21 protein-coding genes are annotated in these 25,980 nt (G+C 66.1%); 16 read left to right on the top strand and 5 right to left on the bottom strand.

Features of this window, described 5'->3' with window-relative positions; translation table 11 throughout:
• Nucleotides 1–20 precede the first annotated feature (20 nt).
• The 10 genes from thiC to LQF09_RS16610 all read left to right on the top strand — a co-directional run bounded on the left by thiC (nt 21) and on the right by LQF09_RS16610 (nt 10,794).
• Nucleotides 21–1,937, top strand: coding sequence for a phosphomethylpyrimidine synthase ThiC (thiC, locus tag LQF09_RS16655; protein ID WP_270068503.1), 1,917 nt, complete (start codon nt 21–23; stop codon nt 1,935–1,937).
• Nucleotides 1,938–1,942: 5 nt separating this feature from the next.
• Nucleotides 1,943–2,146, top strand: a complete 204-nt coding sequence (thiS, locus tag LQF09_RS16650; protein WP_002925855.1) for a sulfur carrier protein ThiS — start codon at nt 1,943–1,945, stop codon at nt 2,144–2,146.
• 39 nt (nt 2,147–2,185) lie between these two features.
• Nucleotides 2,186–2,986 (top strand): thiazole synthase, encoded by an 801-nt coding sequence (locus LQF09_RS16645; RefSeq protein WP_270068502.1) that lies wholly within the window; start codon nt 2,186–2,188, stop codon nt 2,984–2,986.
• A 101-nt stretch (nt 2,987–3,087) separates the two neighbouring features.
• Entirely contained in the window at nt 3,088–4,593 is a 1,506-nt protein-coding gene (pdxR, locus tag LQF09_RS16640; protein ID WP_270068501.1) for a MocR-like pyridoxine biosynthesis transcription factor PdxR, read from the top strand.
• A gap of 158 nt (nt 4,594–4,751) precedes the next feature.
• Nucleotides 4,752–5,138, top strand: a complete 387-nt coding sequence (locus LQF09_RS16635; RefSeq protein ID WP_002925858.1) for a nuclear transport factor 2 family protein — start codon at nt 4,752–4,754, stop codon at nt 5,136–5,138.
• A gap of 36 nt (nt 5,139–5,174) precedes the next feature.
• Nucleotides 5,175–6,614 carry an NAD(P)/FAD-dependent oxidoreductase gene (locus LQF09_RS16630; protein WP_270068500.1) on the top strand — a complete coding sequence of 480 codons (1,440 nt, stop codon included), beginning with the start codon at nt 5,175–5,177 and terminating at the stop codon, nt 6,612–6,614.
• 157 nt (nt 6,615–6,771) lie between these two features.
• Complete coding sequence (locus LQF09_RS16625) at nt 6,772–7,770, top strand: TRAP transporter substrate-binding protein (RefSeq protein WP_270068499.1); 999 nt, start codon at nt 6,772–6,774, stop codon at nt 7,768–7,770.
• Nucleotides 7,771–7,960: 190 nt separating this feature from the next.
• Nucleotides 7,961–8,512: a TRAP transporter small permease gene (locus tag LQF09_RS16620; protein ID WP_002925861.1), complete on the top strand. Its 552-nt coding sequence runs from the start codon at nt 7,961–7,963 to the stop codon at nt 8,510–8,512.
• A 25-nt stretch (nt 8,513–8,537) separates the two neighbouring features.
• On the top strand, nt 8,538–9,878 hold the full coding sequence (locus tag LQF09_RS16615; protein WP_270068498.1) for a TRAP transporter large permease: 1,341 nt from the start codon (nt 8,538–8,540) through the stop codon (nt 9,876–9,878).
• Nucleotides 9,879–9,915: 37 nt separating this feature from the next.
• Nucleotides 9,916–10,794 carry a cache domain-containing protein gene (locus LQF09_RS16610; RefSeq protein ID WP_270068497.1) on the top strand — a complete coding sequence of 293 codons (879 nt, stop codon included), beginning with the start codon at nt 9,916–9,918 and terminating at the stop codon, nt 10,792–10,794.
• 19 nt (nt 10,795–10,813) lie between these two features.
• Here LQF09_RS16610 and LQF09_RS16605 read toward each other — a convergent pair whose 3' ends face one another.
• A complete protein-coding gene (locus LQF09_RS16605; RefSeq protein WP_270068496.1) occupies nt 10,814–12,262 on the bottom strand; it encodes an aminotransferase-like domain-containing protein in 1,449 nt (482 codons plus the stop codon).
• Between the two features lie 135 nt (nt 12,263–12,397).
• On the opposite strand from LQF09_RS16605, the gene LQF09_RS16600 reads away from it, so the two are divergent.
• Complete coding sequence (locus tag LQF09_RS16600; RefSeq protein ID WP_270068495.1) at nt 12,398–13,000, top strand: LysE family translocator; 603 nt, start codon at nt 12,398–12,400, stop codon at nt 12,998–13,000.
• A 2-nt stretch (nt 13,001–13,002) separates the two neighbouring features.
• On the opposite strand, the gene ggt is transcribed toward LQF09_RS16600, so the two are convergent.
• The 3 genes from ggt to LQF09_RS16585 form a co-directional block, all read right to left on the bottom strand.
• Nucleotides 13,003–14,742 (bottom strand): gamma-glutamyltransferase, encoded by a 1,740-nt coding sequence (gene ggt / locus LQF09_RS16595; RefSeq protein ID WP_270068494.1) that lies wholly within the window; start codon nt 14,740–14,742, stop codon nt 13,003–13,005.
• Nucleotides 14,743–15,187: 445 nt separating this feature from the next.
• On the bottom strand, nt 15,188–16,372 hold the full coding sequence (locus LQF09_RS16590) for an acetate/propionate family kinase (protein WP_270068493.1): 1,185 nt from the start codon (nt 16,370–16,372) through the stop codon (nt 15,188–15,190).
• Nucleotides 16,369–17,772, bottom strand: a complete 1,404-nt coding sequence (locus tag LQF09_RS16585) for a bifunctional enoyl-CoA hydratase/phosphate acetyltransferase (RefSeq protein WP_002925877.1) — start codon at nt 17,770–17,772, stop codon at nt 16,369–16,371. Before LQF09_RS16585 ends, LQF09_RS16590 begins: the two co-directional genes overlap by 4 nt.
• 217 nt (nt 17,773–17,989) lie before the next feature.
• Here LQF09_RS16585 and glmU point away from each other — a divergent pair, with 217 nt between their 5' ends.
• From glmU to LQF09_RS16570, 3 genes are all read left to right on the top strand, one after another.
• Nucleotides 17,990–19,348 carry a bifunctional UDP-N-acetylglucosamine diphosphorylase/glucosamine-1-phosphate N-acetyltransferase GlmU gene (gene glmU, locus LQF09_RS16580; protein WP_270068492.1) on the top strand — a complete coding sequence of 453 codons (1,359 nt, stop codon included), beginning with the start codon at nt 17,990–17,992 and terminating at the stop codon, nt 19,346–19,348.
• A gap of 48 nt (nt 19,349–19,396) precedes the next feature.
• On the top strand, nt 19,397–21,223 hold the full coding sequence (gene glmS, locus LQF09_RS16575; protein WP_002936371.1) for a glutamine--fructose-6-phosphate transaminase (isomerizing): 1,827 nt from the start codon (nt 19,397–19,399) through the stop codon (nt 21,221–21,223).
• A 221-nt stretch (nt 21,224–21,444) separates the two neighbouring features.
• A complete protein-coding gene (locus LQF09_RS16570) occupies nt 21,445–22,032 on the top strand; it encodes a DUF7713 domain-containing protein (RefSeq protein WP_270068491.1) in 588 nt (195 codons plus the stop codon).
• A 441-nt stretch (nt 22,033–22,473) separates the two neighbouring features.
• On the opposite strand, the gene intI1 is transcribed toward LQF09_RS16570, so the two are convergent.
• Nucleotides 22,474–23,487, bottom strand: a complete 1,014-nt coding sequence (intI1, locus tag LQF09_RS16565; RefSeq protein WP_253562938.1) for a class 1 integron integrase IntI1 — start codon at nt 23,485–23,487, stop codon at nt 22,474–22,476.
• 255 nt (nt 23,488–23,742) lie between these two features.
• Between intI1 and LQF09_RS16560 the strand changes: the two genes are divergently transcribed.
• Both LQF09_RS16560 and LQF09_RS16555 read left to right on the top strand, forming a co-directional pair.
• Nucleotides 23,743–24,591: a tyrosine-type recombinase/integrase gene (locus LQF09_RS16560; RefSeq protein ID WP_270068208.1), complete on the top strand. Its 849-nt coding sequence runs from the start codon at nt 23,743–23,745 to the stop codon at nt 24,589–24,591.
• Nucleotides 24,592–24,603: 12 nt separating this feature from the next.
• Nucleotides 24,604–25,788, top strand: a complete 1,185-nt coding sequence (locus LQF09_RS16555; protein ID WP_270068209.1) for an IS91 family transposase — start codon at nt 24,604–24,606, stop codon at nt 25,786–25,788.
• Nucleotides 25,789–25,980 lie beyond the last annotated feature (192 nt).

The following is a 25,980-nucleotide window of genomic DNA, read 5'->3' as shown; positions in this document are numbered from 1 at the left end:
CACCGCTCCACGGAGAACCCATGAACGCCACCGAGAAATTCATCGCCGCCACGGCCCATGTGGATGCGGCCGCGATCGCCCCGCTGCCCAACTCGCGCAAGATCTACGTCGAGGGTTCGCGCCCGGACATCCGCGTGCCGATGCGCGAGATCACCCAGAGCGACACCCCGGCCTCCTTCGGCGCCGAACCCAACCCGCCGATCTTCGTCTATGACTGTTCGGGCCCCTACACCGACCCGGCCGCCAAGATCGACATCCGCTCCGGCCTGCCCGCGCTGCGCCAGCCGTGGATCGAGGCGCGCGGCGACACCGAAGTGCTGCCCGGCCTGTCCTCCGAGTACGGCCGCGCCCGCGCCGCCGACACGGCGCTCGACGAGCTGCGCTTTCCCGGCCTGCACCGCGCCCCGCGCCGCGCCAAGCCGGGTGCCAATGTCACCCAGATGCATTACGCCCGGCGCGGCATCATCACCCCCGAGATGGAATACATCGCCATCCGCGAGAACCTGAACCGCGAGCAGTACATCGCCTCGCTGCGCGCCACCGGCCCCAAAGGCCAGAAGATGGCCGACATGATGCTGCGCCAGCACCCGGGCCAGAACTTCGGCGCCAGCCTGCCGCCGGTGATCACCCCCGAGTTCGTGCGCGACGAAGTGGCGCGCGGGCGCGCCATCATCCCCAACAACATCAACCACCCCGAGAGCGAGCCGATGATCATCGGCCGCAACTTCCTCACCAAGATCAACGCCAACATCGGCAACTCGGCGGTCACCTCGTCGATCGCCGAGGAAGTCGACAAGATGACCTGGTCGATCCGCTGGGGCGGCGACACGGTGATGGATCTCTCCACCGGCAAGAACATCCACGAGACGCGCGAGTGGATCATCCGCAACTCGCCCGTGCCGATCGGCACCGTGCCGATCTACCAGGCGCTGGAGAAGGTCAATGGCAAGGCCGAGGAGCTGACCTGGGAGATCTTCCGCGACACCCTGATCGAGCAGGCCGAGCAGGGCGTGGACTACTTCACCATCCACGCCGGCGTGCTCTTGCGCTACGTGCCGCTCACCGCCAACCGCATGACCGGCATCGTGTCGCGCGGCGGCTCGATCATGGCCAAGTGGTGCCTGGCGCATCACAAGGAGAGCTTCCTCTACGAGCACTTCGAGGACATCTGCGAGATCATGAAGGCCTACGACGTGGCCTTCAGCCTGGGCGACGGCCTGCGCCCGGGCTCGATCTACGACGCCAACGACGAGGCCCAGCTGGGCGAACTCAAGACCCTGGGCGAGCTCACCGACATCGCCTGGCGCCACGACGTGCAGGTCATGATCGAGGGCCCCGGCCACGTGCCGCTGCACCTGATCAAGGAGAACATGGACCTGCAGCTCGAGTGGTGCAAGGAGGCGCCCTTCTACACCCTGGGCCCGCTCACCACCGACATCGCCCCGGGCTACGACCACATCACCAGCGGCATCGGCGCGGCCACCATCGGCTGGTACGGCACCGCCATGCTGTGCTACGTGACGCCCAAGGAGCACCTGGGCCTGCCCAACAAGCAGGACGTCAAGGAAGGCATCATCACCTACAAGCTGGCCGCGCACGCCGCCGACCTGGCCAAGGGCCACCCGGGCGCGCAGATCCGCGACAACGCCTTGAGCAAGGCGCGCTTCGAGTTCCGCTGGGAAGACCAGTTCAACCTCGGCCTCGACCCGGACAAGGCCAAGGAATTCCACGACGAGACCCTGCCCAAGGACTCGGCCAAGGTGGCGCACTTCTGCTCGATGTGCGGGCCGCACTTCTGCAGCATGAAGATCACCCAGGACGTGCGCGACTTCGCCGCACAGCAGGGCATCGGCGAGGCCGAGGCGCTCAAGAAGGGCATGGAGGTGAAGTCGATCGAGTTCGTCAAGAGCGGTGCCGATCTTTATCGTACGGTGTGACTGAAATGATGAATGTGACCTTCAACGGCAAGACCGAGATCCTGAACCACCGCCTGACCGTTCGCGACATGCTCGAGCGCATGGGCCTGGCCGGCAAGCGCGTTGCCGTCGAGCGCAATGGCACGGTCGTGCCGCGGGCAGAACACGGCGAGGTGCTGCTCCACGACGGCGACCGCATCGAGGTGATCGCTGCCGTCGGCGGCGGCTGACAGCAATTTCTGCAGTTTCGACTGCACCGGGAGACCCTCATGAACGACCCTTTGGTCATCGCTGGCAAGACCTATGCTTCGCGCCTGCTCGTGGGCACGGGCAAGTACAAGGACTTTGACGAGACGCGCCTGGCCGTCGAGGCGAGCGGTGCGGAGATCGTCACGGTCGCCATCCGTCGCACCAACATCGGCCAGAGCGTGGGCGAGCCGAGCCTGCTCGACTACCTGCCGCCTTCGCGTTACACGTATCTGCCCAATACGGCCGGCTGCTACACGGCCGACGATGCGGTGCGCACCCTGCGCCTGGCGCGCGAGCTGCTCGATGGCCACGCCCTGGCGAAGCTCGAGGTGCTCGGTGACCCGACCAACCTCTACCCCAACATGCCCGAGACGCTGAAGGCGGCGAAGGAGCTGGTTCGGGATGGCTTCGACGTCATGGTGTATTGTTCGGACGACCCGATTCAGGCGCGCATGCTCGAGGACATCGGCTGCGCCGCAGTGATGCCTCTGGCCTCGATCATCGGTTCGGGCATGGGTATCCTCAATCCGTGGAACCTGCGTCTGATCATCGATAATGCGCGGGTTCCGGTACTGGTCGATGCGGGCGTGGGCACGGCGTCGGACGCGGCGATCGCCATGGAGCTGGGCTGTGACGCGGTGCTGATGAATTCCGCCATCTCGCATGCGCGCAATCCGGTGCTGATGGCCAGTGCGATGAAGAAGGGCGTCCAGGCGGGCCGCGAGGCCTTTCTTGCCGGACGCATGCCACGCAAGCTGTACACAGCGGAGCCCTCGTCTCCCATGCAGGGGATGATCGCTCCGGTTGCGCGGGCGGCCTGAGGTCGGCCGCCGTCGCGTGGAAGGGCTCTCGCGGCGCTTGCGTTCCTTGCACGGTGCAGGAGTGCGGTGCTCGGGGGCGTAGTGAGGGAATGCGAGAGTCGATGAGTGTCAAACCCACAGGGACGATGTGGCAGCAGCTGTTCCAGCGGTCCACGTCCGCCGGGCTGAGTCTGCAGGCACAGATCCGTGAGATGCTGGTGATGGCCATCCTGGATGGCCAGCTTCCGCTCGATGCGCCGCTTCCATCGAGCCGGGAGCTCGCCGCACAACTGGGCGTCGCGCGCAACACGGTGGTGATCGCTTACCAGCAGCTTGCCGACGAAGGCTATCTCCTGTCGCGCGAGCGCAAGGGGCATTTCGTCAATCCGGAGATGCTCGAGGGGCGTGCTGCACGTGCTGCCGGCCCGGCGCCGGCCCCCGCCCCTGCACATGCGCCCGACTGGGGGCGGCGTTTCCGCTTTCGTCCATCGGCGCAGCGCAACATCGAGAAGCGCTCGGACTGGCAGCGCTATCCGTACCCGTTCCTCTACGCGCAGTTCGACGCAAGCCTGTTTCCGACCGCGGACTGGCGTGAATGCTGCATGAAGACGCTCGGCGCGCTCGAGATCAGCGAGTGGGCACAGGACATGATCCTGCGTGACGACGAGTCGCTCGTACGGCAGATCCGTACCCGCGTGCTGCCGCGACGCGGCGTGTGGGCCTCGGACGATGAGATCGTCGTCACCGTGGGTGCCCAGCAGGCGCTCTATCTGCTTGCCGACCTGCTGGTCGGTGCCACAACGGCGGTGGGCATCGAGAACCCCGGCTACCCCGACGCCCGCAACATCTTCAGCAGTCGCAGCCCGGACATCATCGACCTTGCGGTCGACGGTGAGGGGCTGGTGCCGAACGAATCGCTGGCGCGCTGCGATTACGTCTATGTCACGCCGAGCTACCAGTGCCCCACCCAGGTCACGATGTCGATGACCAGGCGCGAGACGCTGCTGCGCATGGCCGAGGCGTCCGACTTCGTCCTCATCGAGGACGACTACGACAGCGAGAACCCCTTCGAGGGCGAGCCTGCACCGGCACTCAAGAGCCTCGATCGCCACGACCGGGTGATCTATGTCGGTAGCTTGTCGAAGAGCCTCGCGCCTGGGCTGCGGCTGGGTTACGTGGTCGGGCCGGCTGAGCTCATCCGCGAACTGCGCGGCATGCGGCGCCTCAACTTGCGTCATCCGACCGCCTTCATGCAGCGCGCCTTTGCGCTCTTTCTCTCGCTCGGGCATCACGACGCGCTGCTGCGCAGACTGTCCGCAGCACATCATGAGCGCGCACAGTGCCTGACCGCTGCGCTGTCTCGTCATTTGCCCGAGGTGCGCCATCAGCCGATCACCGGCGGTTCGGCGTGTTGGGTCGAGGGGCCTGACTGGCTCGATGCCGCGGTACTGGCGAGCGCAGCCGAGCGCGAAGGGGTGCTGATCGAACCCGGGAGCGTCTTCTTCAACGCCGACCCACCGCCGCGCAACTGCTTCCGGCTCGGTTTCTCGTCGATCTCGAAGGACCGCATCGAGCCCGGTATCCGCGTGCTGGGCGAGGTTCTGCACGCGCTTCGCCCACAGGCCTGAAGAGGGCGTGCGGGCCACGCGGACTGGCCCAAACGATTGTTCCGAACTGGTCCTACGCAGCCGCCTCCGCGATCCCTAATGTGCACCTCAGACGCTGCCGCTGACCCGCTCCGGGGGCGGACAGCGATGACAAGCCAAAGGGACCCATGGAGACGCAGATGACCCAACCCACAGTCGATTTCCTGCAAGCCTTCAGCGATGCGTGGAACCGCCACGACATCGACGCCTTGATGAGCTTCATGGCCGAGGATTGCTCCTTCCACGCCGTTGCCGGCCCCGATCTTCTCGGCCGCAGCTTTGTCGGTCGCGAGGCTGTGCGCCAGGGCTTCGAGCTTGCCTGGCAGACCTTCCCCGATGCCGCCTGGCTCGACCCCGACCACTTCGTCGTGGGCAACCGCGGCGTCACCGAATCGACGTTCTCGGGCACGAAGGCCGACGGCACGCGCATCGAGGCGCGCATGGTCGATGTGTTCACCTTCCACAACGGCAAGATTGCGGTCAAGAACGCCTACCGCAAGGACCGTCCGCCGGTCGTCGGCGCCTGATCCGGCCGCACGGCTTCACCGACGAGGATTCCGGACATGGATGCAGCAAGCCTCAAGCAGCTGGCCGCCAGCGGCAAGCCAACGCCCGCGGCGCGGCCTTATGACCCGGCCTACGATCCGCTGGTATCGGCCACGCCCGGCCACGGTCGCGAATACGCGCCCACCTATTGGATCGGCACTGCCGGCGAGCCGCCGGAAGACGATGGCCCGATCACCCATGACATCGACGTCGATGTGGCCATCATCGGCTCCGGCTTCACAGGGCTCACCACGGCGATCTTCCTGGCCCAGGAGTACGGCATCAAGGCAACCGTGCTCGAAGCCAACCGTACCGCCTGGGGGTGCAGCGTGCGCAACGGCGGACAGGCGCAGTGCGCCTCGGGCCGCCTCAAGCGCTCGCAGTGGATCGAGCGCTGGGGCCTGGAGACCGCGCTCAAGATGCACCGCGAATGCGTCGACGGCATGGAAAACTTCAAGGCGCTGATCAAGGACATCGACTGCGACCCGCAGCCCGGTGGGCACCTCTACATCGCCCACCGCGACAAGGTCATGCCCACGCTGGAGAAGGAAGCGCGACTCCTGCGCGAAACCTTCAAGTACGACGCCCGCATCCTGGACGCGGAGACGGTCAGGCGCGAGTACGTCGACGACAAGGAAGCCTGTGGCGCCATGCACGAGCCCGAAGGCATCGGCATCCATGCCGGCAAGCTCGCCTTCGGCTACCTCAAGAAGGCGCGTGCTCTGGGGGCGACGGTACACCCCGCCAGCCCGGTCCAGGGTTGGGAGACGCGCAACGGTGTGCACTACCTGCGCACACCGGGTGGCGTGGTAAGGGCTCGCGCGGTGGGCGTCGCCACCGGTGGCTACACGTCGAACAGCCTGCACCCCGAGCTCAGGAATCGCCTGCTGCCGATCCTGTCGAATTCCATCGTAACGCGGCCACTGACCGAAGCGGAGATCGACGCCTGCAACTTCCGTACGACGCAGGTCATCACCGATACCCGCGTACTGCGCCACTACTACCGGCTGATGCCCGACAACCGGGTGCAGATCGGTAGCCGCAGTGCCATCGCCGGGCGTGATGCGCCGCAGCAGAAGTACGAGAACTTCCTGATCCGCGACCTGCATCGCAAGTTTCCCGCGCTGGAAGGCATCCAGATCGACTACTCGTGGTGGGGCTGGGTGGATGTGAGCCACGACATGATGCCGCGCATCTACCAGCCGGACCCGGCGCAGACCATCTATTACGCGCTGGGCTACGGCGGCAACGGGGTCATGTATTCGGCCCAGGCCGGGCGCCGCCTGGCGCAGTGGATCGCGGGCGAGGGCAGGACGCTGGATCTGCCGATCTTCACTTCGAAACTGCCGTTCCCGAATGTGCGTGAGATGGTCGAGTCGCAGGCTTTCGCGCCCTTCCGCCGGTTCGGCCAATGGTGGCTGTATCGCTGGTACCACCTCAAGGACGAGGTGCTCTGAAACAGGCGTACGGCCTTGATCGTATCGAACAAGCAAGGAGGACGAAGGCCCCGGAATGACACCCCGTCCAGCGGACGGGTGGTGCACCATGCAGCAAACCGCAGTACCCGCAGCAGCCAGACCTACAAGACCACCCCTAGTGATCGAGGAGACAACCATGAAGATCCGTAAATCCGTACTGATGCCGATGCTCGCCGCCGCCAGCCTGATGCTGAGCGCACCCGGCGCCATCGCGGCCACCTTCAAGATGGCGATCGGTGATGCTGCCGGCGGTACCCAATGGGAGCTCGCCACCAGCTTTGCCAAGAGTTTCAGCGACAAGACCGGCGGCAAGCACAAGGTCGATCTGTTCCCCAACGGCCAGCTCGGCGACGAGCAGGATACGGTGAACAACGCGGCGATGGGGCTGCTGGACTTCTCCGTTCTCGCCATCAACAACGTAACGCCCTTCTCGCCGACCGTCGGCGTACTGACCCTGCCCTACGTCATCCAGAGCGCGGAAGACGCCAAGACGCTGACTCAGGGTGCGGTGGGCCAGGAGCTGGTGGACAACACCATTCGCGACGCCGGCGTACGCATCGTGGGCTGGGCTTATTCGGGCTTTCGCGTACTGACCAACTCCAAGCGCCCGGTGACGACGCTCGCCGACCTCAAGGGCTTGGTGATCCGGGTGCCGAAGAACGAGATCATGATCTCGACCTATCAGTCCTGGGGGATCAACCCGACGCCGATGTCGTGGTCCGAGACCTTCACCGCCCTGCAGCAACGTGTGGTGGATGGCCAGGACAACCCCTACATCACCATCTCGGCGATGAAGTTCAACGAAGTCCAGAAGTACATCACCAACATCCGCTACATCTTCTCGCTCGAGCCGCTGATCATGAGCGAGCAGGTTTTCCAGGCGCAGAAACCGGACGTGCAGCAGGCTATCCTTGAAGCGGGTCGTGAAGCGACCGAACACAGCTTCAAGTACCTGTTGGAGACCGAGGAGCAGATTCGCGCCGACCTGGCCGCCAAGGGCATGGAGATCGTCGATCCTGCCGAAGGCGAGAAGGAGTGGATCGAGAAGGCCACGACTGCCGTGTGGCCGAAGTTCCACAAGAGCATCGGCGGCAAGGACAAGCTCGACGCCGTCCTCAAGGCACTGGGCCGCTGATGTAATCCCCTGCCACGGCCCTTGCGATTGCACGGCACCCCGCCGCAACCTTTCGCAAGGGCCGTGACAGGGGTGCCCGAAGCACTTCTCTACCCCAACGCGTCGTTCGCGCTGCCGGCGCAGCGCCCCGCCCGGTGCAGGCGCCCACGGCCGCCTCGGACGCGTTACGCCTCAGCCAGGGAGAGCCGCCATGTCCGTCAAACGGGCCATCCTGAAGTTTCTTTCCAATGCGGAAGAGTACCTGTGCGAGACGCTGCTTGCGTTGTTCGTAGTGCTCCTGTTCGTCCAGATCCTGTTGCGCCAGTTCTTTCACTACTCGATCCCGTGGGGTGAGGAGGTGGCGACCTACATGTTCGTGTGGTTTGCCTATCTGGGCGCCGTCGTGGCCGCGAAGATGTCGGCGCACAACCGCGTGTCGTTCCACTTCCGCTTCTTTCCGCCCATCGTCAAGAAGGTCAGCGAGACCGTTGCCGACCTGCTCTGGGTGGGGTTCAACCTCTACTTCGTGTGGCTGAGCTACGACTTCGTGTTCAACCGCATGAACATGTTCTGGAAGTCGCAGACGACCGGCATTCCGATGAAGTACTTCTACATGATCCTGCCGATCGCATTCCTGCTGATGTCGATCCGCATCCTCTGGAACAACTACCTGAAGCTCTTCAGGGGTGTCGACCTGCTCGATCCCGAAGCAGAGGAGATCGAGAAGATCAAGCGCACGGCTGCGGCCGCCCCGAAGGCCTGAGGCGCGGGGGCCTGGAGATACAGCAATGGAAGAATATCTGGTACTGATCCTGTTCGGCGGCTTCTTCGCCCTGCTCCTGCTGGGCGCACCGATCACCGTGTCGCTTGCCGGCTCGGCGATGCTCGCCTTCCTGGTGCTCGAGAAGAATCCGATCGCCTTCGTACAGATTGCGTTTACGTCGGTCGGCAGCTTCCCGCTCATGGCGCTGCCTGCGTTCGTGCTGGCCGGGGCGCTGATGGAGGCAGCGGGCATTTCAAAGCGCCTGGTAGATGTCGCCGAGACCATGGCCGGGCCGATCACCGGCGGCCTGGGGGCCGCAACGGTGCTGGCCTGCCTGTTCTTTGGCGCGATCTCGGGGTCGGGGCCCGCCACCACGGCGGCCGTCGGCATGCTGATGATCCCGGCGATGGCCAAGCGCCACTACGAGAAGAGCTATGCCTCTGCAGTGACGGCTTCGGCCGGCGGCCTGGGCATCATCATCCCGCCCTCGATTCCGATGGTCATCTTCGGCATCTCCGCACTCGGAATGGCACCGCCTGCCGAGGCGATCGCGAAGTTCGGCCAGTTCGACTCCGTATCCATCCCCAAACTGTTCGTGGCCGGCGTCGTGCCCGGCCTGGTGATGGCCAGCAGCCTGCTTGTCATCAACTACCTGATCTCGAAGAAGCGCGGCTATCGGGGGCTCACCGAGCGCTGGTCGGTCGGCGACATCGGTGCGGCGTTGCGCCGCGGCGTGTGGTCACTGCTCGCGCCGGTGATCATCCTCGGCGGCATCTACTCCGGCATGTTCACGCCGACCGAGTCGGCCATCGTGGCGATCTTCTACACCTTGTTCGTGGGCATCTTCCTGCACCGCGAGCTGAAGTTCGCCGCGCTGCTGAACTCGCTGCGCACCACAACCTGGATCACCGGCCGCGTGCTGCTGATCCTGTTCGCCGCCACGGTGTTCGGCCGCCTGCTGGTCGAGCAGCAGATCCCGGCAACGGTCGCCGCATCGCTGCTCAGCCTGACCGACAACATGTACCTGATCTGGACGATCCTGATCGTGTTCCTGCTCTTCATCGGCATGTTCATGGAGACGCTGGCGGCCATCATGATCCTGGTGCCGGTACTGCTGCCGGTGATGTACATGCTCGGCGCCGATCCCACCCATGTCGGCATCGTCCTCATCTGCGCGCTGTCGGTCGGCTTCATGACGCCGCCGCTGGGCGAGAACCTGTTCGTTGCCTCGGGTATCGGTGGCTCGACGGTGGAGGAGATCGTTGCCCGCATCCATCCGTTCGTCATCGCGTCTGTGGTGGCGCTGTTCGTGATCGCCTTCTTCCCCGCGCTCTCCCTGTGGCTACCCAAGATGGTCGGCTACTGAGCGCGACCTCATCCTCATGCGTTTCAGGAGATCCCTCATGAAAACCTTCGTCATCTTCCTGGGCGGTCTTGCGATTGGCGCGACGCTTGTCTTCGGCAGCCTGCCTCAATCCGCCGCTGCCGCGGAAGAGGAGGGGGCGGTCATCAAGACCGCGCTCGAGATGCGTGCAGAGGCCTTGCTTGCGATCGCCGTAAAGCACATCGAGGACAAGGGCGAGGCCGGCGTGCGCGACTTCGCGCGCCAGTCGGCCTTCGTGGATCGCGATCTGTACGCGTATGCGGTGCGCACCGATGGCGTGTTTCTGGCCAGCGGCGGCTCATCGGCCGCACTCGTCGGCGACAACGTTATCGACCACGCGGACTCGGAAGGCAAGCCATTCTTCCGCGAGATGATCGAGACGGCGCGCAGCGAAGGCCGGGGTCGGGTCGAATACCGCTGGTTCAACCCCGCCGATAGTCGTGGCGAGCCGAAGGTGACGCTGTTCCAGCGCGTTGGCGACGTGATCGTGGCGGTCGGCTATTACCCGCCGCGCGCAACGCCGGTGGAGGCCAAGGCGATGCTGCGTGATGCGGTCAAGGCGTTGGCCGCTGACCGCGCAGCGACCCTGGCCGAGTTCCAGCATCTTGGGGGGCGCTTCATCCGCAACGACCTCTACGTGTTCGTCGTCGATCTCGAAAGTGGTCTGTTCCTCGCCCACGGCGCCACACCCGCCCTGGTCGGGACCGACGCAATGCAGCTGCGCGACCCGCGCGGAGAATTGATCGTGCTGCAGATGGCCCAGATCGCCAAGGACGATGGCGCAGGCGAGTATGACTACTTCTGGCGCAATCCCACCACCGGCCGGATCGAAAGCAAGCACACCTTCTTCCGTACCCACAACGGCATGTTGATCGGGGTGGGCAGTTACAACCGTTGAACGCTTGTATGACGGGCGCTCAGCGTAGCTGCGCCCCCGCCAGCTCCCCCAGCGTCATCAGCGCGTGCACGTGGCGGTCGCTGAAGGGGTAGCAGCCCGACAGGCGTAGGTGGCGGGTGTAGCGGCCCGACGGCGAGTACAGCTTGCCGGGCGTCATGCCGATGCCGCGGCGCAGGGCGAGGTCGAACAGGCGGTTGGTGTCGCAGCCCTCGGGCAGCTCCACCCACACCAGGAAGCCGCCGCTGGGCTGGGTGGCGCGCGTGCCGGCGGGAAAGGCGTCGTGGATCAGGCCGCGCAGGCGCTCGGTCTGCGCGGCATAGGTGCGGCGCAGACGGCGGATGTGCTGGGCGTAGCCGCCGCTCTCGAGGAAGCGCCCGATGGCCTCGCCCAGCAGGGCGGGCTGGGCCACCGACGAGCAGAACTTCAGCTCGGCCAGCTCGCGGCCGAAGCGTCCGCCTTCCATCCAGCCCACGCGCATGCCGGGCGCCAGCGTCTTGGTGTAGGACGCGCACACGATGATCCAGCCGTCGCGGTCGAAGGCCTTCGCGGTCGGCTGCAGCGGCGTGCTGAACTGCAGCTCGGCGTAGAGCGCGTCCTCGATCACCGGCACCTTGTAGGTGCGCGCCAGGTTGGCGAGCCGGCGCTTGTTGGCCGGGCTCATGCTGGTGCCCAGCGGGTTGTGCACGGTGGGCATGGTCACCACCACCTTCAATCGTCCTTCCGAAAGCAGCAATTCCAGCGCGTCGAGCGACAGTCCGCCCTCGGGATGGGTGGGGATCTCGATCGCCTTGAGGCCCAGGCGGTCGAGCAGTGGGATCAGGTTGAAATAGGTCGGCGACTCCAGGCCCACCGTGTCGCCTGCCCGGGTGGTGGCGTGCAGCGCCAGCTGCAGGGCTTCCATGCAGCCGTTGGTGAGCAGGATGGCGTCGGGCTGCAGCTGCATGCCGAGCTCGGTGGCGTGGCGGCAGATCTCGCGCCGCAGCAACAGCGGGCCCGGTGGCAGCGAATAGTCGGTGAGCAGCTCGGGGTGGCGGCGGGTGAGGTCGGCGACGATGCGGCCCAGCTTCTCGCCGGGATAGAAGTCGCTGCCCTTGGGGCAGGCGAGCGACAGGTCGATGGTGTCGGGGCGGGTCTGTGCGGCGAGCACGCTGGCGATCCGGCTCAGCACCGTGCTTTCGGCGGCGATCGCCGAGCTCGGCTCGGCGGCGGCGGCCTGCGGGGCGGGCGGTACGGCAAGCTGCGAGCGCACGAAGTAGCCTGATTGCGGACGCGCGTCGACCAGGCCGTTGGCCTCGAGCTGGCGGTAGGCGGCCAGTACCGTGTTGATGCTGATGCCGCGGCTGTTTGCCGCCTCGCGCACCGAAGGCAGGCGGGCGCCAGCGACCAGGCGGCCGTCGCGAATCGCTTCGCGCAACTCTTCGGTCAGCGTCTGATAGAGCGGGGTGGCAATGGCGGCGGGAGGGGGCACAGTAGGTTGGTCCTTTGATGGTTACAGTGCGTTCTGTCTTCAATCTGTAACCACTATAAAACTATTTCTCTGGACCTGTAACCTGAGTGCTGTCGTTCGTATAGTGATCTCCCGAAGCCTCCCGAGGAGAACACCATGATCGACCTGCCGCTGATGACCTACGTCGCCACGATGTCCGTTACCCCGGGACCCAACAACATCATGCTCGCCGCATCGGGGGTCAATTTCGGTTTCCGCCGCACGCTGCCGCACCTGCTTGGCGTCAGCGTCGGCAACAGTGTCCAGGTGCTGATCGTCGCCAGTGGCCTGGCCTGGGTGATGGCCTGGCTCGACGCCCTGCGCCTGCCGCTGGTGGTGGTGGGCTGCACCTATCTGCTGTGGCTGGCGCTGCGCCAGGCGCGCGCGGGCCAGCCGGGGCGTGGCGGGCGTGTCGCGCCGCTCGGCTTCGTGGCCGCGGCGCTGTTCCAGTGGGTGAACCCGAAGGCGTGGATGATGGTGCTCAACATCGCCATCCTGTTCCTGCCGCGCGATGCCGACTGGAAAACGGCGGCAGGTCTGGCGCTGGTGTGCATGTCGGTGAACCTGCCCTGCATCACCGTGTGGGCGGTTGCTGGTGCGCGTCTGCGGGCCTGGCTGCAGCAGCCGGCTGCGCTGATGGTCTTCAACTACACGATGGCAGCGCTGCTCGCCGCGACCGCGCTGTGGATCGGCGTGGACGAGGCAAGGACGCTGCTCTAGGCCTAGTGCTTCTGCACGATCGCGCTGCCACCGCCGTGGCGCAGTGGTTCGCTGACTGCGGTGACCGTGCCATCGGCATTGAAGCGGATGCCGTTGGCGGCGCCGATCTGCTCGGTCTCGCGCCACTGGTGACCCATCGCCTCGAGCGCCCTGGCCTGTTCGCTGCCGGGGAACTGCAGCAGCGTCTCGACCAGGGTGGTGTCGCCATTGCGCTGGCTCATGCGCGGGGCGGCGAGCGCATCGGCCAGGCTCATGCCGAGGTCGATGTGGTTGACGATGGTCTGCAGCGTGGTGGTGATGATGGTGGAGCCGCCCGGCGAGCCGATGGTGAAGGCGGGCGCGCCGTCCTTCAACACGATGGTCGGGCTCATGCTCGAGCGCGGACGCTTGAAGGCCTCTGGGACATTGGGGTGGGGGGCGCTGAAGTCGAAGTCTGTGAGCTCGTTGTTGAGCAGGAAGCCGCGCCCCGGCACGACGATGCCGCTGCCGCCCCAGTCCTCGATGGTGAAGGTGTAGGCGACGATGTTGCCCTCGCGGTCCGACACCGCCAGGTGCGTGGTGTGCATCGACTCCTGTGCCAGCGGCCGCGGCGTCGGGCGCAGTGGCACCGACAGGTCGTTCTGGAAGGCGTAGGGGTCGCCCTGTTCCACCTTGCCGGGCGCCGCCGTGGCGCTGATCAGACGGGCGCGCTCGCGCGCGTAGTCCTTCGACAACAAGCCTTCGAAGGGCACGTCGGTGAAGGCCTCGTCAGCCACGTAGGCATTGCGGTCGGCGAAGGCGAGTCGCGAGGCTTCCAGGTACAGGTGCTCGATCTCGGCGCGCGACTTGCCGCTGAGGTCGAAGCTTTCCATGATGTTCAGGGCTTGGGCGATGGCGATACCGCTGCTCGAGGGCGTCGGCATGCCGAGGATCTCGTAGCCGCGGTAGCTCGAGCGGATCGGCTGGCGTAGCCGCGCCTCGTAGTCCTTGAGGTCGGCCATCGTCAGGCTGCCGGGGATGACCTCGACGCCCGGATTGGCGGGCGGGTGGTTCACCGCCGCCACCATGCTGGCGGCGATCGGCCCCTCGTAGAAGGCCTTCACGCCGCCGCGCGCGATGTCGCGGTAGGTCTGCGCCAGCTCGGGGTTGCGATGCAGGCTGCCCACCGGTAGCGCCTTGCCGTCCTGCAGGTAAAGCGCCGATGTGGTGGAGAAGCGCGCGAACTTGGCTTCGTTGGCGGTGTTGATGCGATGGAAGTTGGGCCCGACCTCGAAGCCTTCCTCGGCGACGCGGATCGCCGGCGCCAGCACCTGCTCGAAGCCCATCGTGCCATAGCGCGTCAGCGCCTCATGCCAGCCACGCACCGTTCCGGGCACGCCCACCGACAGGCCGTTGGGCACGGCGGCCTTCCAGTCCATTGCGCTGCCGTCGGCATTCAGGAACACCCCGGGGTGAAAGCTGGCGGGGGCGACCTCGCGGTGGTCGACGGCGATTACCCGGCGGTCCTTGGCCGAGTAGATGAGCATGAAGCCGCCGCCACCGATGCCGCAGCTGAAGGGGTCGGTGACGCCGAGCGTTGCCGCAGCGGCCACGGCTGCGTCGATCGCATTGCCGCCGGCGTTGAGGATCTCCATCGCCGCCAGGCTGGCGTGGTGGGAGATGGTGGCGACAGCGCCGCCGTGGCCGGTGTCGACCGGCTGCCTGGCCAGGGCACCGAAGGCGGCCATCATGACCGCGGTGGCGAGAAGGGTGCGTGCTCTCATGGTGCGCTCCGTCGTGCTGGTGTTCATGACGTTAGCACTATGTGCCCGGTTTGCCCAAGGCGGGAATACCCTGGCCGCACATCGGCCCCTGAAAGGCTCGCGACTCGCGCCCCCCTGTAGGAGCGGCGCCAGCCGCGAGGGTTTGAAGGCGATGCGGGTGGGTGGGCAGCCGAAGGAAGGCTCGCGACTAGCGTCGCTCCTACAGCCAACCCAGCGCGCGTCTCCCCTGTAGGAGCGGCGCCAGCCGCGAGGGTTTGAAGGCGGACGAGGGTGGGGGGACGGCCGATGAGAGGCTCGCGACTTGCGTCGCTCCTACAGCCAACCCAGCGCGCGTCGCCTCCCTGTAGGAGCGGCGCCAGCCGCGAGGGGTTGAAGGCGATGAGGGGCAGGGCCTCCCCCCGAAAGGCTCGCGGCTTGCGCCGCTCCTACAGGGGGGGCTGTGGGGTTACAGGCCCAGCGCCTGCGCGGTGTAGCGCGCGATCATGCGCTCTTCGTTGGTCGGCACCACGGCGACGGCGACGCGGCTGGTGGCGGTGTCGATGCGACGGGCATGGTCGGTGTTGGCGGCGGAATCGATCTCCACACCCATCCAGGCGGCCATGGCGCACACCTTCTCGCGCACTGCGGCGGCGTGTTCGCCGATGCCGCCGGTGAACACCAGCGCATCCAGCCCGCCTGCGGCCGCAGCCAGAGAGCCGAGTTCGCGCGCGATGCGGTAGCAGAACAGATCCACCGCTTCCTGGGCCTCGGGGGCTTCGGAGGCGAGCAGGGTGCGCATGTCCTGGCTGATGCCCGATACGCCGAGCAGGCCTGATTCCTTGTAGAGCAAGCGAGTCAGCGCGCGCGCGTCCATGCCCTTTTCCTCCATGAGGTAGAGGAGCACGCCGGGGTCGATGCTGCCGCTGCGGGTGCCCATCATCAGGCCCTCGACCGCGGTGAAGCCCATCGTCGAGGCCACGCTCTTGCCGTCGCGCAGGGCGCACATCGAGGCGCCGTTACCCAGGTGGGCGATCACCACCGCGCCTTGGGCGCGCTCGCCGATCACTTCGGGCAGCTGGCGTGCCACGTAGTCATAGGACAGGCCGTGGAAGCCGTAGCGCTTGATGCCGCCCTTGGTCAGGCGGCGCGGCAAGGCGAAGGCTTGCGCGAGCGCGGGCTGGGTGCGATGGAAGGCGGTGTCGAAGCAGCCGACCTGGGGGATCGACGGCAGCAGCGCCGCGACCGCGTGGACCGCGCGCAGGTTGTGCGGCTGGTGCAGCGGAGCGAGGGGGACGAAGTCTTCCAGCTCTTCGAGCAGGCGCGCGTCGAGGACGACCGGCGCGCTGTAGCGCTCGCCGCCATGCACGATGCGATGACCGGCAGCGACGATGTCGAGCGCCGGATTGTGGCGGTTGAGCAAGCCGAAGACGTGCTCGAGCGCGTCGCGGTGCTGTTCGCCCTGGCTGCCGCCAGTGGCGACCGGTTCCTGGATGCGCTCGCCGGCGGCCGTCCTGAGCGTGACCTCGGGCGTGGCGCCGATGCCTTCGACCTGCCCCGACACCGCAGGTGCGAGTGCGACCTCGCCGTTGATCGGATAGAGCGCGAACTTGAGGCTCGACGAGCCTGCATTGAGAACGAGGACGGCTTTCATCGTGCCAGCGCCTCACGCTTCCTGTGTGCCATCAGCTGCACGACCGCGCACGACGCGGTACGCGTCTCGGCGGTGTCGGCGCGGCTGGTCAGCACGATGGGCACGCGTGCGCCGAGCACTACGCCGGCCATCAGCGCATTGGCCAGGTACTCGAGCTGCTTGGCCACCATGTTGCCGGATTCGAGGTCGGGCACCACCAGGATGTCGGCGTTGCCGGCGACGAGCGACTTGATGCCCTTGGTCTTGGCGGCGACCAGCGAAACGGCGTTGTCGAAGGCGAGCGGGCCGTCGAGCAGGCCGCCCTTGATCTGGCCGCGGTCGGCCATCTTGCACAGCGCGGCGGCCTCGATCGTGGAGCGGATCTTGGGGGTGACGGTCTCGACCGCCGACAGGATCGCCACCTTGGGTTCGGGCAGGCCGAGGATGTGTGCAAGCTCGATCGCGTTCTGGATGATGTCGACCTTATCCTCGAGCGTGGGCTCGATCATGATTGCGGCGTCGGTGATCATCAGCGGATGCGGGTAGGTCGGCACGTCGGCGAGGAAGACGTGGCTGATGCGGCGGCCGGTGCGCAGGTGCTTGATGACCTGGCTCATCATCTCGTCGGTGTGCAGCGAACCCTTCATCAGGGCTTCGGCGCCCCCGTCGCGGCACAGGGCTACGGCCGTCTCGGCGGAGGCGTGGCTGTGCGCGGTATCGACGATGCGAAGGCCCTTGAGGTCGATGCCGTGTTCTTCGGCCACGCTGCGGATGCGCGACTCGGGCCCGACCAGGATCGGGTCGACCAGGCCGGCCTGGGCTGCCTGCACCGGGCCGAGCAGGGACTCGCGGTCGCAGGGGTGGGCGACGGCGATCGGGATCGGCGCCAGCCCGGACGACACCGACAGCAGGTGGCGGTAGCGCAGCTCGCGGTCGGACACCGTGACCTCGGGCAGCACCACGCGCGGGCGGCGGATCTTCTCGGTCGGCGCCATCACCTCGGCCACGCCGTCGATCACCTTCAAGCCGTCCTGGTTCACCGCCAGGCAGTCGAAGACGATGTGGTGGTTGTGCTCGAACTTTTCCTTGCAGGTGACGCTGATCGTAAGCGTGTCGCCAATGGTGATCGGGCGCCAGAAGTTGAGCCCCTGCGACACATAGACGGTGCCCGGGCCAGGGAACTCGGTGCCGAGGATGGTGGAGATCAGCGTACTGCCCCACATGCTGTGGCCGACGACTTCGCGGAACTGGCTGGAGCGGGCGTATTCGAGGTCGACGTGGGTCGGGTTGACGTCGCCCGACATGGCCGCGAACAGGTGGATGTCCTCGGGGCGGAGCGTGCGCACCAGGGTGGCGACGTCGCCGACCTGGATCTCGTCGAAGGTGCGGTTCTGGATGAACTCGGGGGCGGGAGCTTGCATGTCGGTTCTCGGTATCGTGTGCGTTACAACGCGCAATTCTAGGGGCTGTGTGCGGCGGGAATAAGACAAAAAACGATCAAATTGTGCAATGCGGCAATCAAAACGTGGTTTTGTTCCCAAAGTGGTATTTTTTGCTGATGCTCCATGCATTTGCTCACAGGTTGCGTTGCCGCGCACATGCTAAACTCCGCGCCAATTTGCCACCGTGGAATCTTCTATGGAAGTCGTCGTTCTCGCTGCCGGCCAAGGCAAGCGCATGCGCTCGGTCCTGCCCAAAGTCCTGCAACCCATTGCCGGCAAGCCGATGCTGGCGCATGTGCTCGATGCAGCACGCACACTCGATGCCCAACGCATCTGCGTGGTCTATGGGCATGGCGGAGAAGTGGTGCGCGAGCGCCTCGATGCCCCCGACCTCGCCTGGGCGCGGCAGGCCCCGCAGCTGGGCACCGGTCATGCGGTGCAGCAAGCGCTGCCGCACCTGACCGACGGCGACATGGCGCTGGTGCTGTACGGCGACGTCCCCCTCATCGGCGTACCCACGCTGCGCCGCCTGGTCGAGGCCGCAGGCGATGCCCGTCTCGCCCTGCTCACGGTCGAGATGGACGACCCCACCGGCTACGGCCGCATCCTGCGCGACACCGACGGCCGCGTCACCCGCATCGTCGAGGAGAAGGACGCCAGCGCCGAGCAGCGCCGTGTGCGCGAGGTCAATACCGGCATCCTGATCGCCCCCGTCGCCCGCCTGCGCGACTGGCTCGGCCGCATCGGCAACGACAACGCCCAGGGCGAGTACTACCTCACCGACATCATCGGCCTGGCCGTGGCCGACGGCGTGGATGTCGCCACGGTGCAGCCCGACGCCTTCGCCGAGACGCTCGGTGTCAATAACAAGGTGCAGCTCGCCGAGCTCGAGCGCATCCACCAGGGCAACATTGCCCGCCGCCTGATGGAAGAAGGCGCCACCCTGATCGACCCCGCACGCATCGACGTGCGCGGCACGCTTACGGTCGGGCGGGACGTCGAGATCGACGTCAATTGCGTCTTCGAAGGTACGGTCGAACTCGGCGACAGCGTGCGCATCGGCCCCAACTGCGTGGTGCGCAACGCCCGCATCGGCGCCGGCACCCGGCTCGAACCCTTCAGCCACGTCGACAGCACCGCCATGGGCCAGGCCTGCGTGATCGGGCCCTACGCCCGTACCCGCCCGGGCACCGTGCTCGGCAGTGACGTGCATCTGGGCAACTTCGTCGAGGTCAAGAACAGCGTCATCGCCGACCACTCCAAGGCCAACCACCTGGCGTACGTCGGTGACGCCGACGTCGGCAGCAAGGTCAACATCGGCGCCGGCACCATCACCTGCAACTACGATGGCGCCAACAAGCACCGCACCATCATCGAAGACGAGGTCTTCATCGGCTCCGACACCCAGCTCGTCGCGCCGGTACGCGTGGGTCGCGGCGCCACCCTGGGCGCCGGCACCACGCTGACCAAGGATGCACCTGCAGGGCAACTCACCGTGACCCGCGTCAAGCAGATCAGCCTGGAGTGGAAGCGCCCGGTCAAGCAACCGCGCTGAATCCGCCCCAAAAAACCAAAACGAACACCTCTTCAAGGAAGCCCTTCCATGTGTGGCATCGTCACTGCGATCGCGTCGAACAACGTCGTCCCTGTCCTGCTCGAAGGCCTGCGCAAGCTCGAATACCGCGGCTATGACTCCGCCGGCCTGGCCGTGCTTGCGGGCGAACTCACCCGCCTGCGTGCCTGCGGCCGCGTCGCCGAGCTCGCTGCGCTGGCCGATGCGCGCCAGCTCTCCGCCAACATCGGTATCGCCCACACGCGTTGGGCCACCCACGGCGTGCCCTCCGAGCGCAACGCCCACCCGCACATCTCGGGCGGCCTGGCGGTGGTGCACAACGGCATCATCGAGAACTTCGAGGCCATCAAGTCCGACCTGCAGGGCAAGGGCTACGTCTTCGAATCCGAGACCGACACCGAGGCCATCGCCCACCTCATCCACAGCAAGCTGCAGACTACGCCCGACCTCTTCGACGCCGTGCGTGCGGCCACCAACGAGCTCGTCGGCGCCTACGCCATCGGCGTGCTGGCCGAGGCCGAGACCGGGCGTGCCATCGTCGCCCGCCGCGGTTCGCCGCTGCTGCTGGGCGTGGGCGAAGACGGCATGTACGCTGCCTCCGACACCGCTGCACTGCTCCAGGTCACACGCAAGGTGGTGTACCTGGAAGACGGCGATCTCGCAGAGCTGCGCCGCGACAGCTACCGCATCGTGCTCGCCGACGGCACCCCGGTCGAGCGCGCGGTGCATCTGTCGAGTTTGTCGGCCGACGCCGTCGAGCTCGGCCAGTACCGTCACTACATGCAGAAGGAAATCTTCGAGCAGCCCCAGGCCCTGGCCAACACGCTCGAGCTGATCGGCGGCGGCGCCGGCATCACGCCGCAGCACTTCGGCGCGCGTGCGGCCGAGGTCTTCGACGGCGTGCGTCGCGTGCTCATCCTGGCCTGCGGTACCAGCTACCACGCCGGTCTGGTCGCACGCTACTGGATCGAGGCCATCGCCAAGCTGCCGGTTACCGTCGAGATCGCCAGCGAATACCGCTACCGCGAATCCGTGCCCGACGCCGACACTCTGGTCGTGGTCATCTCGCAGTCGGGCGAGACCGCCGACACCCTCGCCGCGCTCAAGCACGCCAAGGCGCTCGGCATGCAGCGCACGCTGGCGATCTGCAACGTGCCCGAATCGGCCATCGTGCGCGAGACCGCGCTGCGCTTCATCACCCGCGCCGGCCCCGAGATCGGTGTTGCCTCCACCAAGGCCTTCACCACCCAGCTCGCCGCCTTTGCGCTGCTTACCCTGGCGCTGGCCAAGCTCAACGGTCGCCTCAGCGCCGAAGACGAAGAGCGCCGCCTGGCCGCCCTGCGCCACCTGCCCGTCGCCGTGCAGAAGGTGCTGGAGCTCGAGCCCGAAATCGAAAAGTGGGCCCAGCGCTTCGCCGGCAAGGAGCACGCGCTCTTCCTCGGCCGCGGCAGCCACTGGCCGATCGCCATGGAAGGTGCGCTCAAGCTCAAGGAGATCTCCTACATCCACGCCGAAGCCTACGCCGCCGGCGAGCTCAAGCACGGCCCGCTCGCGCTGGTGGACAAGGACATGCCGGTGATCGCCGTATCGCCCGCGGACGAACTGCTCGAGAAGCTCAAGTCCAACCTGCAGGAAGTCCGCGCCCGCGGCGGCGAGCTCTACGTGTTTGCCGACGCCGGCAGCGAGATCCCGGAATCCGAAGGCGTGCACATCCTGCACATGCCCGAGCACTACGGCATGCTGTCGCCCGTGCTGCACGTGATCCCGCTGCAGCTGCTGTCCTACCACGCCGCATTGGTCAAGGGTACGGATGTGGACAAGCCCCGGAACCTGGCGAAGTCGGTGACGGTGGAGTAAGTCGGCGGCGGGGGCGTGTGCTTTTGTTCCGCGCAAATAAAGTCGACAACGTGACAATAAAGTCGAGAACAGGTCAATAAAGTCGAAAACGCCCGGGCAGTCCCTCGGGCTTTTTTTTCGGGTGTACTCTGACGCCACGGCTCCTGGCGATCAGCCTGGGTATCGCCGGCAACTGGCCGGCGGAGCAAGCTTCAAAAATGAAGGCACATCGAGGGGGCGTGATGGACCAAGACACGATTCCATGCGAGAGCTGTGGCCAGCTTACGCCGCACTACGACATCGTCAGTTATCGCGGTGCCGAAGGAAGCTGTCGCCAGTTTTGTACTCGATGCTTCAACGCGGACGTTGCCCGGCTAGGTGGTCTTGCGCACTTTGAAGATATCCCGCTCGAGCCGATCGACCTCACGGACAGCGTAGGGGAGACGCATCGTTTCTACTTCCGAACGCGTCTTCATGGGAGCATCGTTGCTCTGGATGCCTTTGAACTTCGCGATGGTCGCCCGTCAGGCTATCAGTGCCAGGTCATCGGGAATCCTGAGCAAGAGCTACTTGCATTGCTTGCGAAGCTGATCGAACGACTTCGCCGTTTGCTCTCGATCAGGCATCTGGCGACTGAAGGCGAGAAAACTGAGATCGCTGAGCAGACGGTGCGGGGGCGTATCGATTGGGATGAGTCCGCGGTGGAGCGGACTCCTCTGCTCGTGATTGATGGCCGTGAAATCTCATGGAATGACTTCGGGCGCATGCTGTCGGCGTTCGAGGGCTGGCAGTTCAAGCTTGAGATCGTTGATCGTTCTGATGAGATCTAGGTGGTGCTCATAAACTTTGCGTCTTCGTCATTGAGAGGCCGGCAGTTGAGTACTGTTTTGTCAGACGGGATCGACTCTTGGATCCAGCTTGGAAGTGGCTGAACGCTTAGCAACTGGTAATCAACCTGAAAATCACCGTCACACAGCAGTTCGGCCAATGGTGTCGCTCGATTCCGCTCAGCTGTATGCGATAAGAATGGCCGGTTGCCGAAACTAGCAAGTTACCCTAACGACCCCGAGCGGTCGTTGCGACTTCCGCAAAGCTGCCGGTCAGGTACCCAGGGATTCCACGAGTTTCGCTGCTCCGAAGCTGCCGTTCGTGACCTCACGCACCCGGCCATCAGCGGACGCAGGGAGGACTTTCCGCAACCGGCCGTTCGATGCGGCACCGATGGCCTTCGCGCAGGGGTAGTGAATCCGCCAGGATTGACTTGCGCTGCCCTACCTCTCACTAGTGAGGGGCGGCAGCGCATCAAGCGGTGAGCGCACTCCGGCACCGCCAACTTTCAGCACATGCGTGTAAATCATCGTCGTAGAGACGTCGGAATGGCCGAGCAGATCCTGCACGGTTCGAATGTCGTAACCGCTGCGGAGCAAGGCCGTCGCGAACGAGTGGCGGAGGGTGTGCGGTGTGGCGGGCTTCGTGATGCCTGCTTGTTCTACGGCACGTTTGAAGGCGCGCTGAAAGGTCTGGTCATACATGTGATGGCGACGCACGACACCGCTCCGTGGATCGGTCGAATGCGTGTGCTGCGCAAAAACCCAGAACCACGGCCAAGAATGCCCGGCGCGCGGATACTTCCGCTCAAGGGCGTCGGGAAGCGCAACGCCGCTGCGGCCCTCGGCCTGGTCCTTCAGCCACCATGCCCGTGCACGCGACAGCTGCTCGCGCAGGCTGGGTGCCAAGCTCTCGGGTAACATCAAGGCCCGATCCTTGGAGCCCTTGCCCTCCCGCACGATGATCGTGCCGTGATCGAAATCCAGATCCTTGACCCGCAGTTGCAAACCCTCACTGATCCGCATGCCCGTTCCATACAGAAGCTGGGCGAACAAACGATGCTCGCCTTCCAGAAAACCGAGGGTGCGAACCACTTCATCCGGGGTCAGCACCACCGGCAAGCGCCGCGACGGACGAGGTCTTCCGATCTCCTGAAGCCAGGGCAGATCCGTGCACAGCACCTTGCCGTAGAAGAACAGCAAGGCCGCCAATGCCTGACGATGCGTGGAGACCGAAACCTTGCGCTCGTTCGCCAGCCAGGACAGAAATGCCTCGACTTCGCTGCTGCCCAAGGTTGCCGGGTGACGCACACCGTGGAAACGGATGAAGGCACGAACCCAGTGGACATACGCCTGTTCGGTTCGTAAGCTGTAATGCAAGTAGCGTATGCGCTCACGCAACTGGTCCAGAACCTTGACCGAACGCAGCGGTGGTAACGGTGCAGTGGCGGTTTTCATGGCTTGTTATGACTGTTGTTTTGTACAGTCTATGCCTCGGGCATCCAAGCAGCAAGCGCGTTACGCCGTGGGTCGATGTTTGATGTTATGGAGCAGCAACGATGTTACGCAGCAGGGCAGTCGCCCTAAAACAAAGTTGAACTAAACCGCTGACGCGGTGGCCGCGAACCCAAGCGCCACCGCGTTTTTTCATGACGTCTGCGCCGCTGACCTACCTTGAAACGGGGGATGTCCCCGCGTTCAAGGAGAAGTGTCATGAGCCCCTTACGTCAGCAGATGATCGACGCGATGGTGCTGCGCGGATTGGCACGGCGCACGCAGCAGGCCTACCTGTCGGTGGTGGCGCAGTTGGCCGCGCACTACCACTGCAGCCCCGACCGGCTCGATGGCGCGCAAGTCAAGGCCTGGCTGCTGCACCGGATCACCGAGCGGCACCTGGCCTACACGACCGTGAACCAGGCCGTGTGCGCGCTGAAGTTCTTCTTCGACACCGTGCTGGGCCGCAGGGCTGAGGCCGTCACGATTCCCTACGCGCACACGCCGCAGCGTCAGCCGGAGATCCTCTCGCGCGAGGAACTGGCACGCCTGTTCGAAGCGGCCGCCAATCTGCGCACGCGCACACTGTTGATGACGGCCTACGCGGCCGGACTGCGGGTGTCCGAGGTGTGCGCGCTGCGCATCGCCGACATCGACAGCGCACCGGACCGCATGTGCATCCGGGTGGTGGCAGGCAAGGGCGGCAAGGATCGCTACACGCTGCTCAGCCCGAGCCTGCTCGAAGCGCTGCGCGTCTATTGGCGCATCTGCAAACCCCGCGTCTGGCTGTTCCCTCGCGCCACCGACGCCGCCCAGCCCTTTGACATCAGCAGTGCGCAACGTGCGTACTACCGTGCCCGCGACCGGGCCGGCATCACCAAGACGGGCGGCATCCACACGCTGCGCCACGCCTTCGCCACCCATCTGCTGGAGGCTGGCGTCGATCTGGCCACGCTCGCGAAGCTCCTGGGCCACGGCCACCTGTCGACCACGCAGCGCTACCTGCATCTGGCGCGTCCGGGTTCAATCCCCCACGACAGCCCGCTCGATCTGCTGCGCCGGCTCTGAGGCCGAGCGGCCATGGACCGCCCCACGCTGGCCGGCATCCTGCGCACGCACGGCAGCATCGACCGCCGCCGCCATGCGCTGTCGCCCACCCAGGCGCGGGCCTGGCGTGCCATCGTCGACTGCCGCACCGCCGCGCTCGGCGGCGTACGCGAGCGTTGCGCAAACTGCGGCGCCGAGCGCCATGTCTGGCGCTCGTGTCGCAACCGGCATTGCCCGCAGTGCCAGACGCGGGCCAAGGAGGCCTGGCGTGCGGCGCGCCTGCGCGAGGTGCTGCCGGTGCCCTACGCGCACTGGGTGTTCACGCTGCCCCACGCGCTCAATCCACTGGCGATCCGGCACCCGCGCTGGCTCTACGGTGCGTTGTTCGACAGTGCGGCGGCCACCTTGCTCGAGCTCGCCGCCCACCCGCGCTGGCTGGGCGCCGTGCCTGGCTTCAGCCTCGTGCTGCACACCTGGAGCCAGGACCTGCGCATGCACCTGCATGTGCACGCCCTGATCACCTGTGGCGGGCTCGACGCCGAGGGCAGATGGCGCGCACCGGTGCGCGGTACGCGCTTCCTGTTTCCCGTCCAGGCCGCCTCGAAGGTGTTTCGCGGCAAGTTCCTCGCGCGGCTCGACGCGGCCCACCGCAGCGGCGAGCTGGCCGACGATCCGAGCGCTGCGCCGGGTGCATGGCAAGCCCGACGTCGTGCGCTACTGGCGCACGACTGGGTGGTCTACGCCAAGCCGCCGCCCGGCGGACCCGCCCAGGTGCTCGACTACCTTGCCCGCTACACGCACCGCGTGGCGCTCTCGAACGACCGCCTGCTTGGCTGCGGTGCGGGCCAGGTGCGCCTTCGGGTGCGCGACAACCAGACCGGAGGCAAACGTACGGTGAGCCTGCCGACCGACACCTTCATCGGACGCTTCCTGCGCCACGTGCTGCCGGCCGGCTTCAAGCGCCTGCGCCACTACGGGCTGCTCGCCTGCGGCCACAAGCGTGCCCGGCTTGCCGCCGCCCGTGCGGCGCTCCAGACGCCGGCACCACAAGCAGTCGCTATCGAAGCGGCCGAACACTTCCTCGCGCGCGTAAGCGGGGAGGACCCGCGATGCTGCCCGCACTGCGGGGTCGGGCGTTGGCACACGGTCGAGATCGTCATGGCTCGCCGGTACGACCCACCTGCACCGGCGCCGCGCTGTCGGGATGGGCCACCATGAACACTCACGCGCCCCCATCTCAATCCTCGCTGATGCGGCGCTCGCACCGGCAGGCCGTGGCACGTTCCCGGACTGGCGAACGCGACCGACACCACCCGCCCGACGCAGGGTCGGCACCCGATTGCGGCCGATTACGGCGATGGCCGCGAGCGCTGAGCCGGGAGCGGCGACCCGCTGATGCCAGGGGCCTGT

The sequence above is a fragment of the Thauera sp. WB-2 genome, assembly GCF_027594845.1.
Classification (GTDB): Bacteria; Pseudomonadota; Gammaproteobacteria; order Burkholderiales; family Rhodocyclaceae; genus Thauera; species Thauera mechernichensis.
The sequence above is the reverse complement of the archived record's forward strand: the minus strand, read 5'-3'. Positions and strand labels throughout refer to the sequence as shown.

Coding starts and splice junctions, on each gene's coding strand:
- LQF09_RS16555 (WP_270068209.1), top strand. CDS start 24,604: ATGGACCGCCCCACGCTGGCCGGCATCCTGCGCACGCACGGCAGCATC.
- LQF09_RS16620 (WP_002925861.1), top strand. CDS start 7,961: ATGTCCGTCAAACGGGCCATCCTGAAGTTTCTTTCCAATGCGGAAGAG.
- ggt (WP_270068494.1), bottom strand. CDS start 14,742: ATGAGAGCACGCACCCTTCTCGCCACCGCGGTCATGATGGCCGCCTTC.
- intI1 (WP_253562938.1), bottom strand. CDS start 23,487: ATGAAAACCGCCACTGCACCGTTACCACCGCTGCGTTCGGTCAAGGTT.
- LQF09_RS16615 (WP_270068498.1), top strand. CDS start 8,538: ATGGAAGAATATCTGGTACTGATCCTGTTCGGCGGCTTCTTCGCCCTG.
- LQF09_RS16560 (WP_270068208.1), top strand. CDS start 23,743: ATGAGCCCCTTACGTCAGCAGATGATCGACGCGATGGTGCTGCGCGGA.
- LQF09_RS16645 (WP_270068502.1), top strand. CDS start 2,186: ATGAACGACCCTTTGGTCATCGCTGGCAAGACCTATGCTTCGCGCCTG.
- glmS (WP_002936371.1), top strand. CDS start 19,397: ATGTGTGGCATCGTCACTGCGATCGCGTCGAACAACGTCGTCCCTGTC.
- LQF09_RS16635 (WP_002925858.1), top strand. CDS start 4,752: ATGACCCAACCCACAGTCGATTTCCTGCAAGCCTTCAGCGATGCGTGG.
- LQF09_RS16585 (WP_002925877.1), bottom strand. CDS start 17,772: ATGCAAGCTCCCGCCCCCGAGTTCATCCAGAACCGCACCTTCGACGAG.
- LQF09_RS16610 (WP_270068497.1), top strand. CDS start 9,916: ATGAAAACCTTCGTCATCTTCCTGGGCGGTCTTGCGATTGGCGCGACG.
- LQF09_RS16590 (WP_270068493.1), bottom strand. CDS start 16,372: ATGAAAGCCGTCCTCGTTCTCAATGCAGGCTCGTCGAGCCTCAAGTTC.
- thiS (WP_002925855.1), top strand. CDS start 1,943: ATGATGAATGTGACCTTCAACGGCAAGACCGAGATCCTGAACCACCGC.
- pdxR (WP_270068501.1), top strand. CDS start 3,088: ATGAGTGTCAAACCCACAGGGACGATGTGGCAGCAGCTGTTCCAGCGG.
- LQF09_RS16600 (WP_270068495.1), top strand. CDS start 12,398: ATGATCGACCTGCCGCTGATGACCTACGTCGCCACGATGTCCGTTACC.
- glmU (WP_270068492.1), top strand. CDS start 17,990: ATGGAAGTCGTCGTTCTCGCTGCCGGCCAAGGCAAGCGCATGCGCTCG.
- LQF09_RS16625 (WP_270068499.1), top strand. CDS start 6,772: ATGAAGATCCGTAAATCCGTACTGATGCCGATGCTCGCCGCCGCCAGC.
- thiC (WP_270068503.1), top strand. CDS start 21: ATGAACGCCACCGAGAAATTCATCGCCGCCACGGCCCATGTGGATGCG.
- LQF09_RS16570 (WP_270068491.1), top strand. CDS start 21,445: ATGGACCAAGACACGATTCCATGCGAGAGCTGTGGCCAGCTTACGCCG.
- LQF09_RS16630 (WP_270068500.1), top strand. CDS start 5,175: ATGGATGCAGCAAGCCTCAAGCAGCTGGCCGCCAGCGGCAAGCCAACG.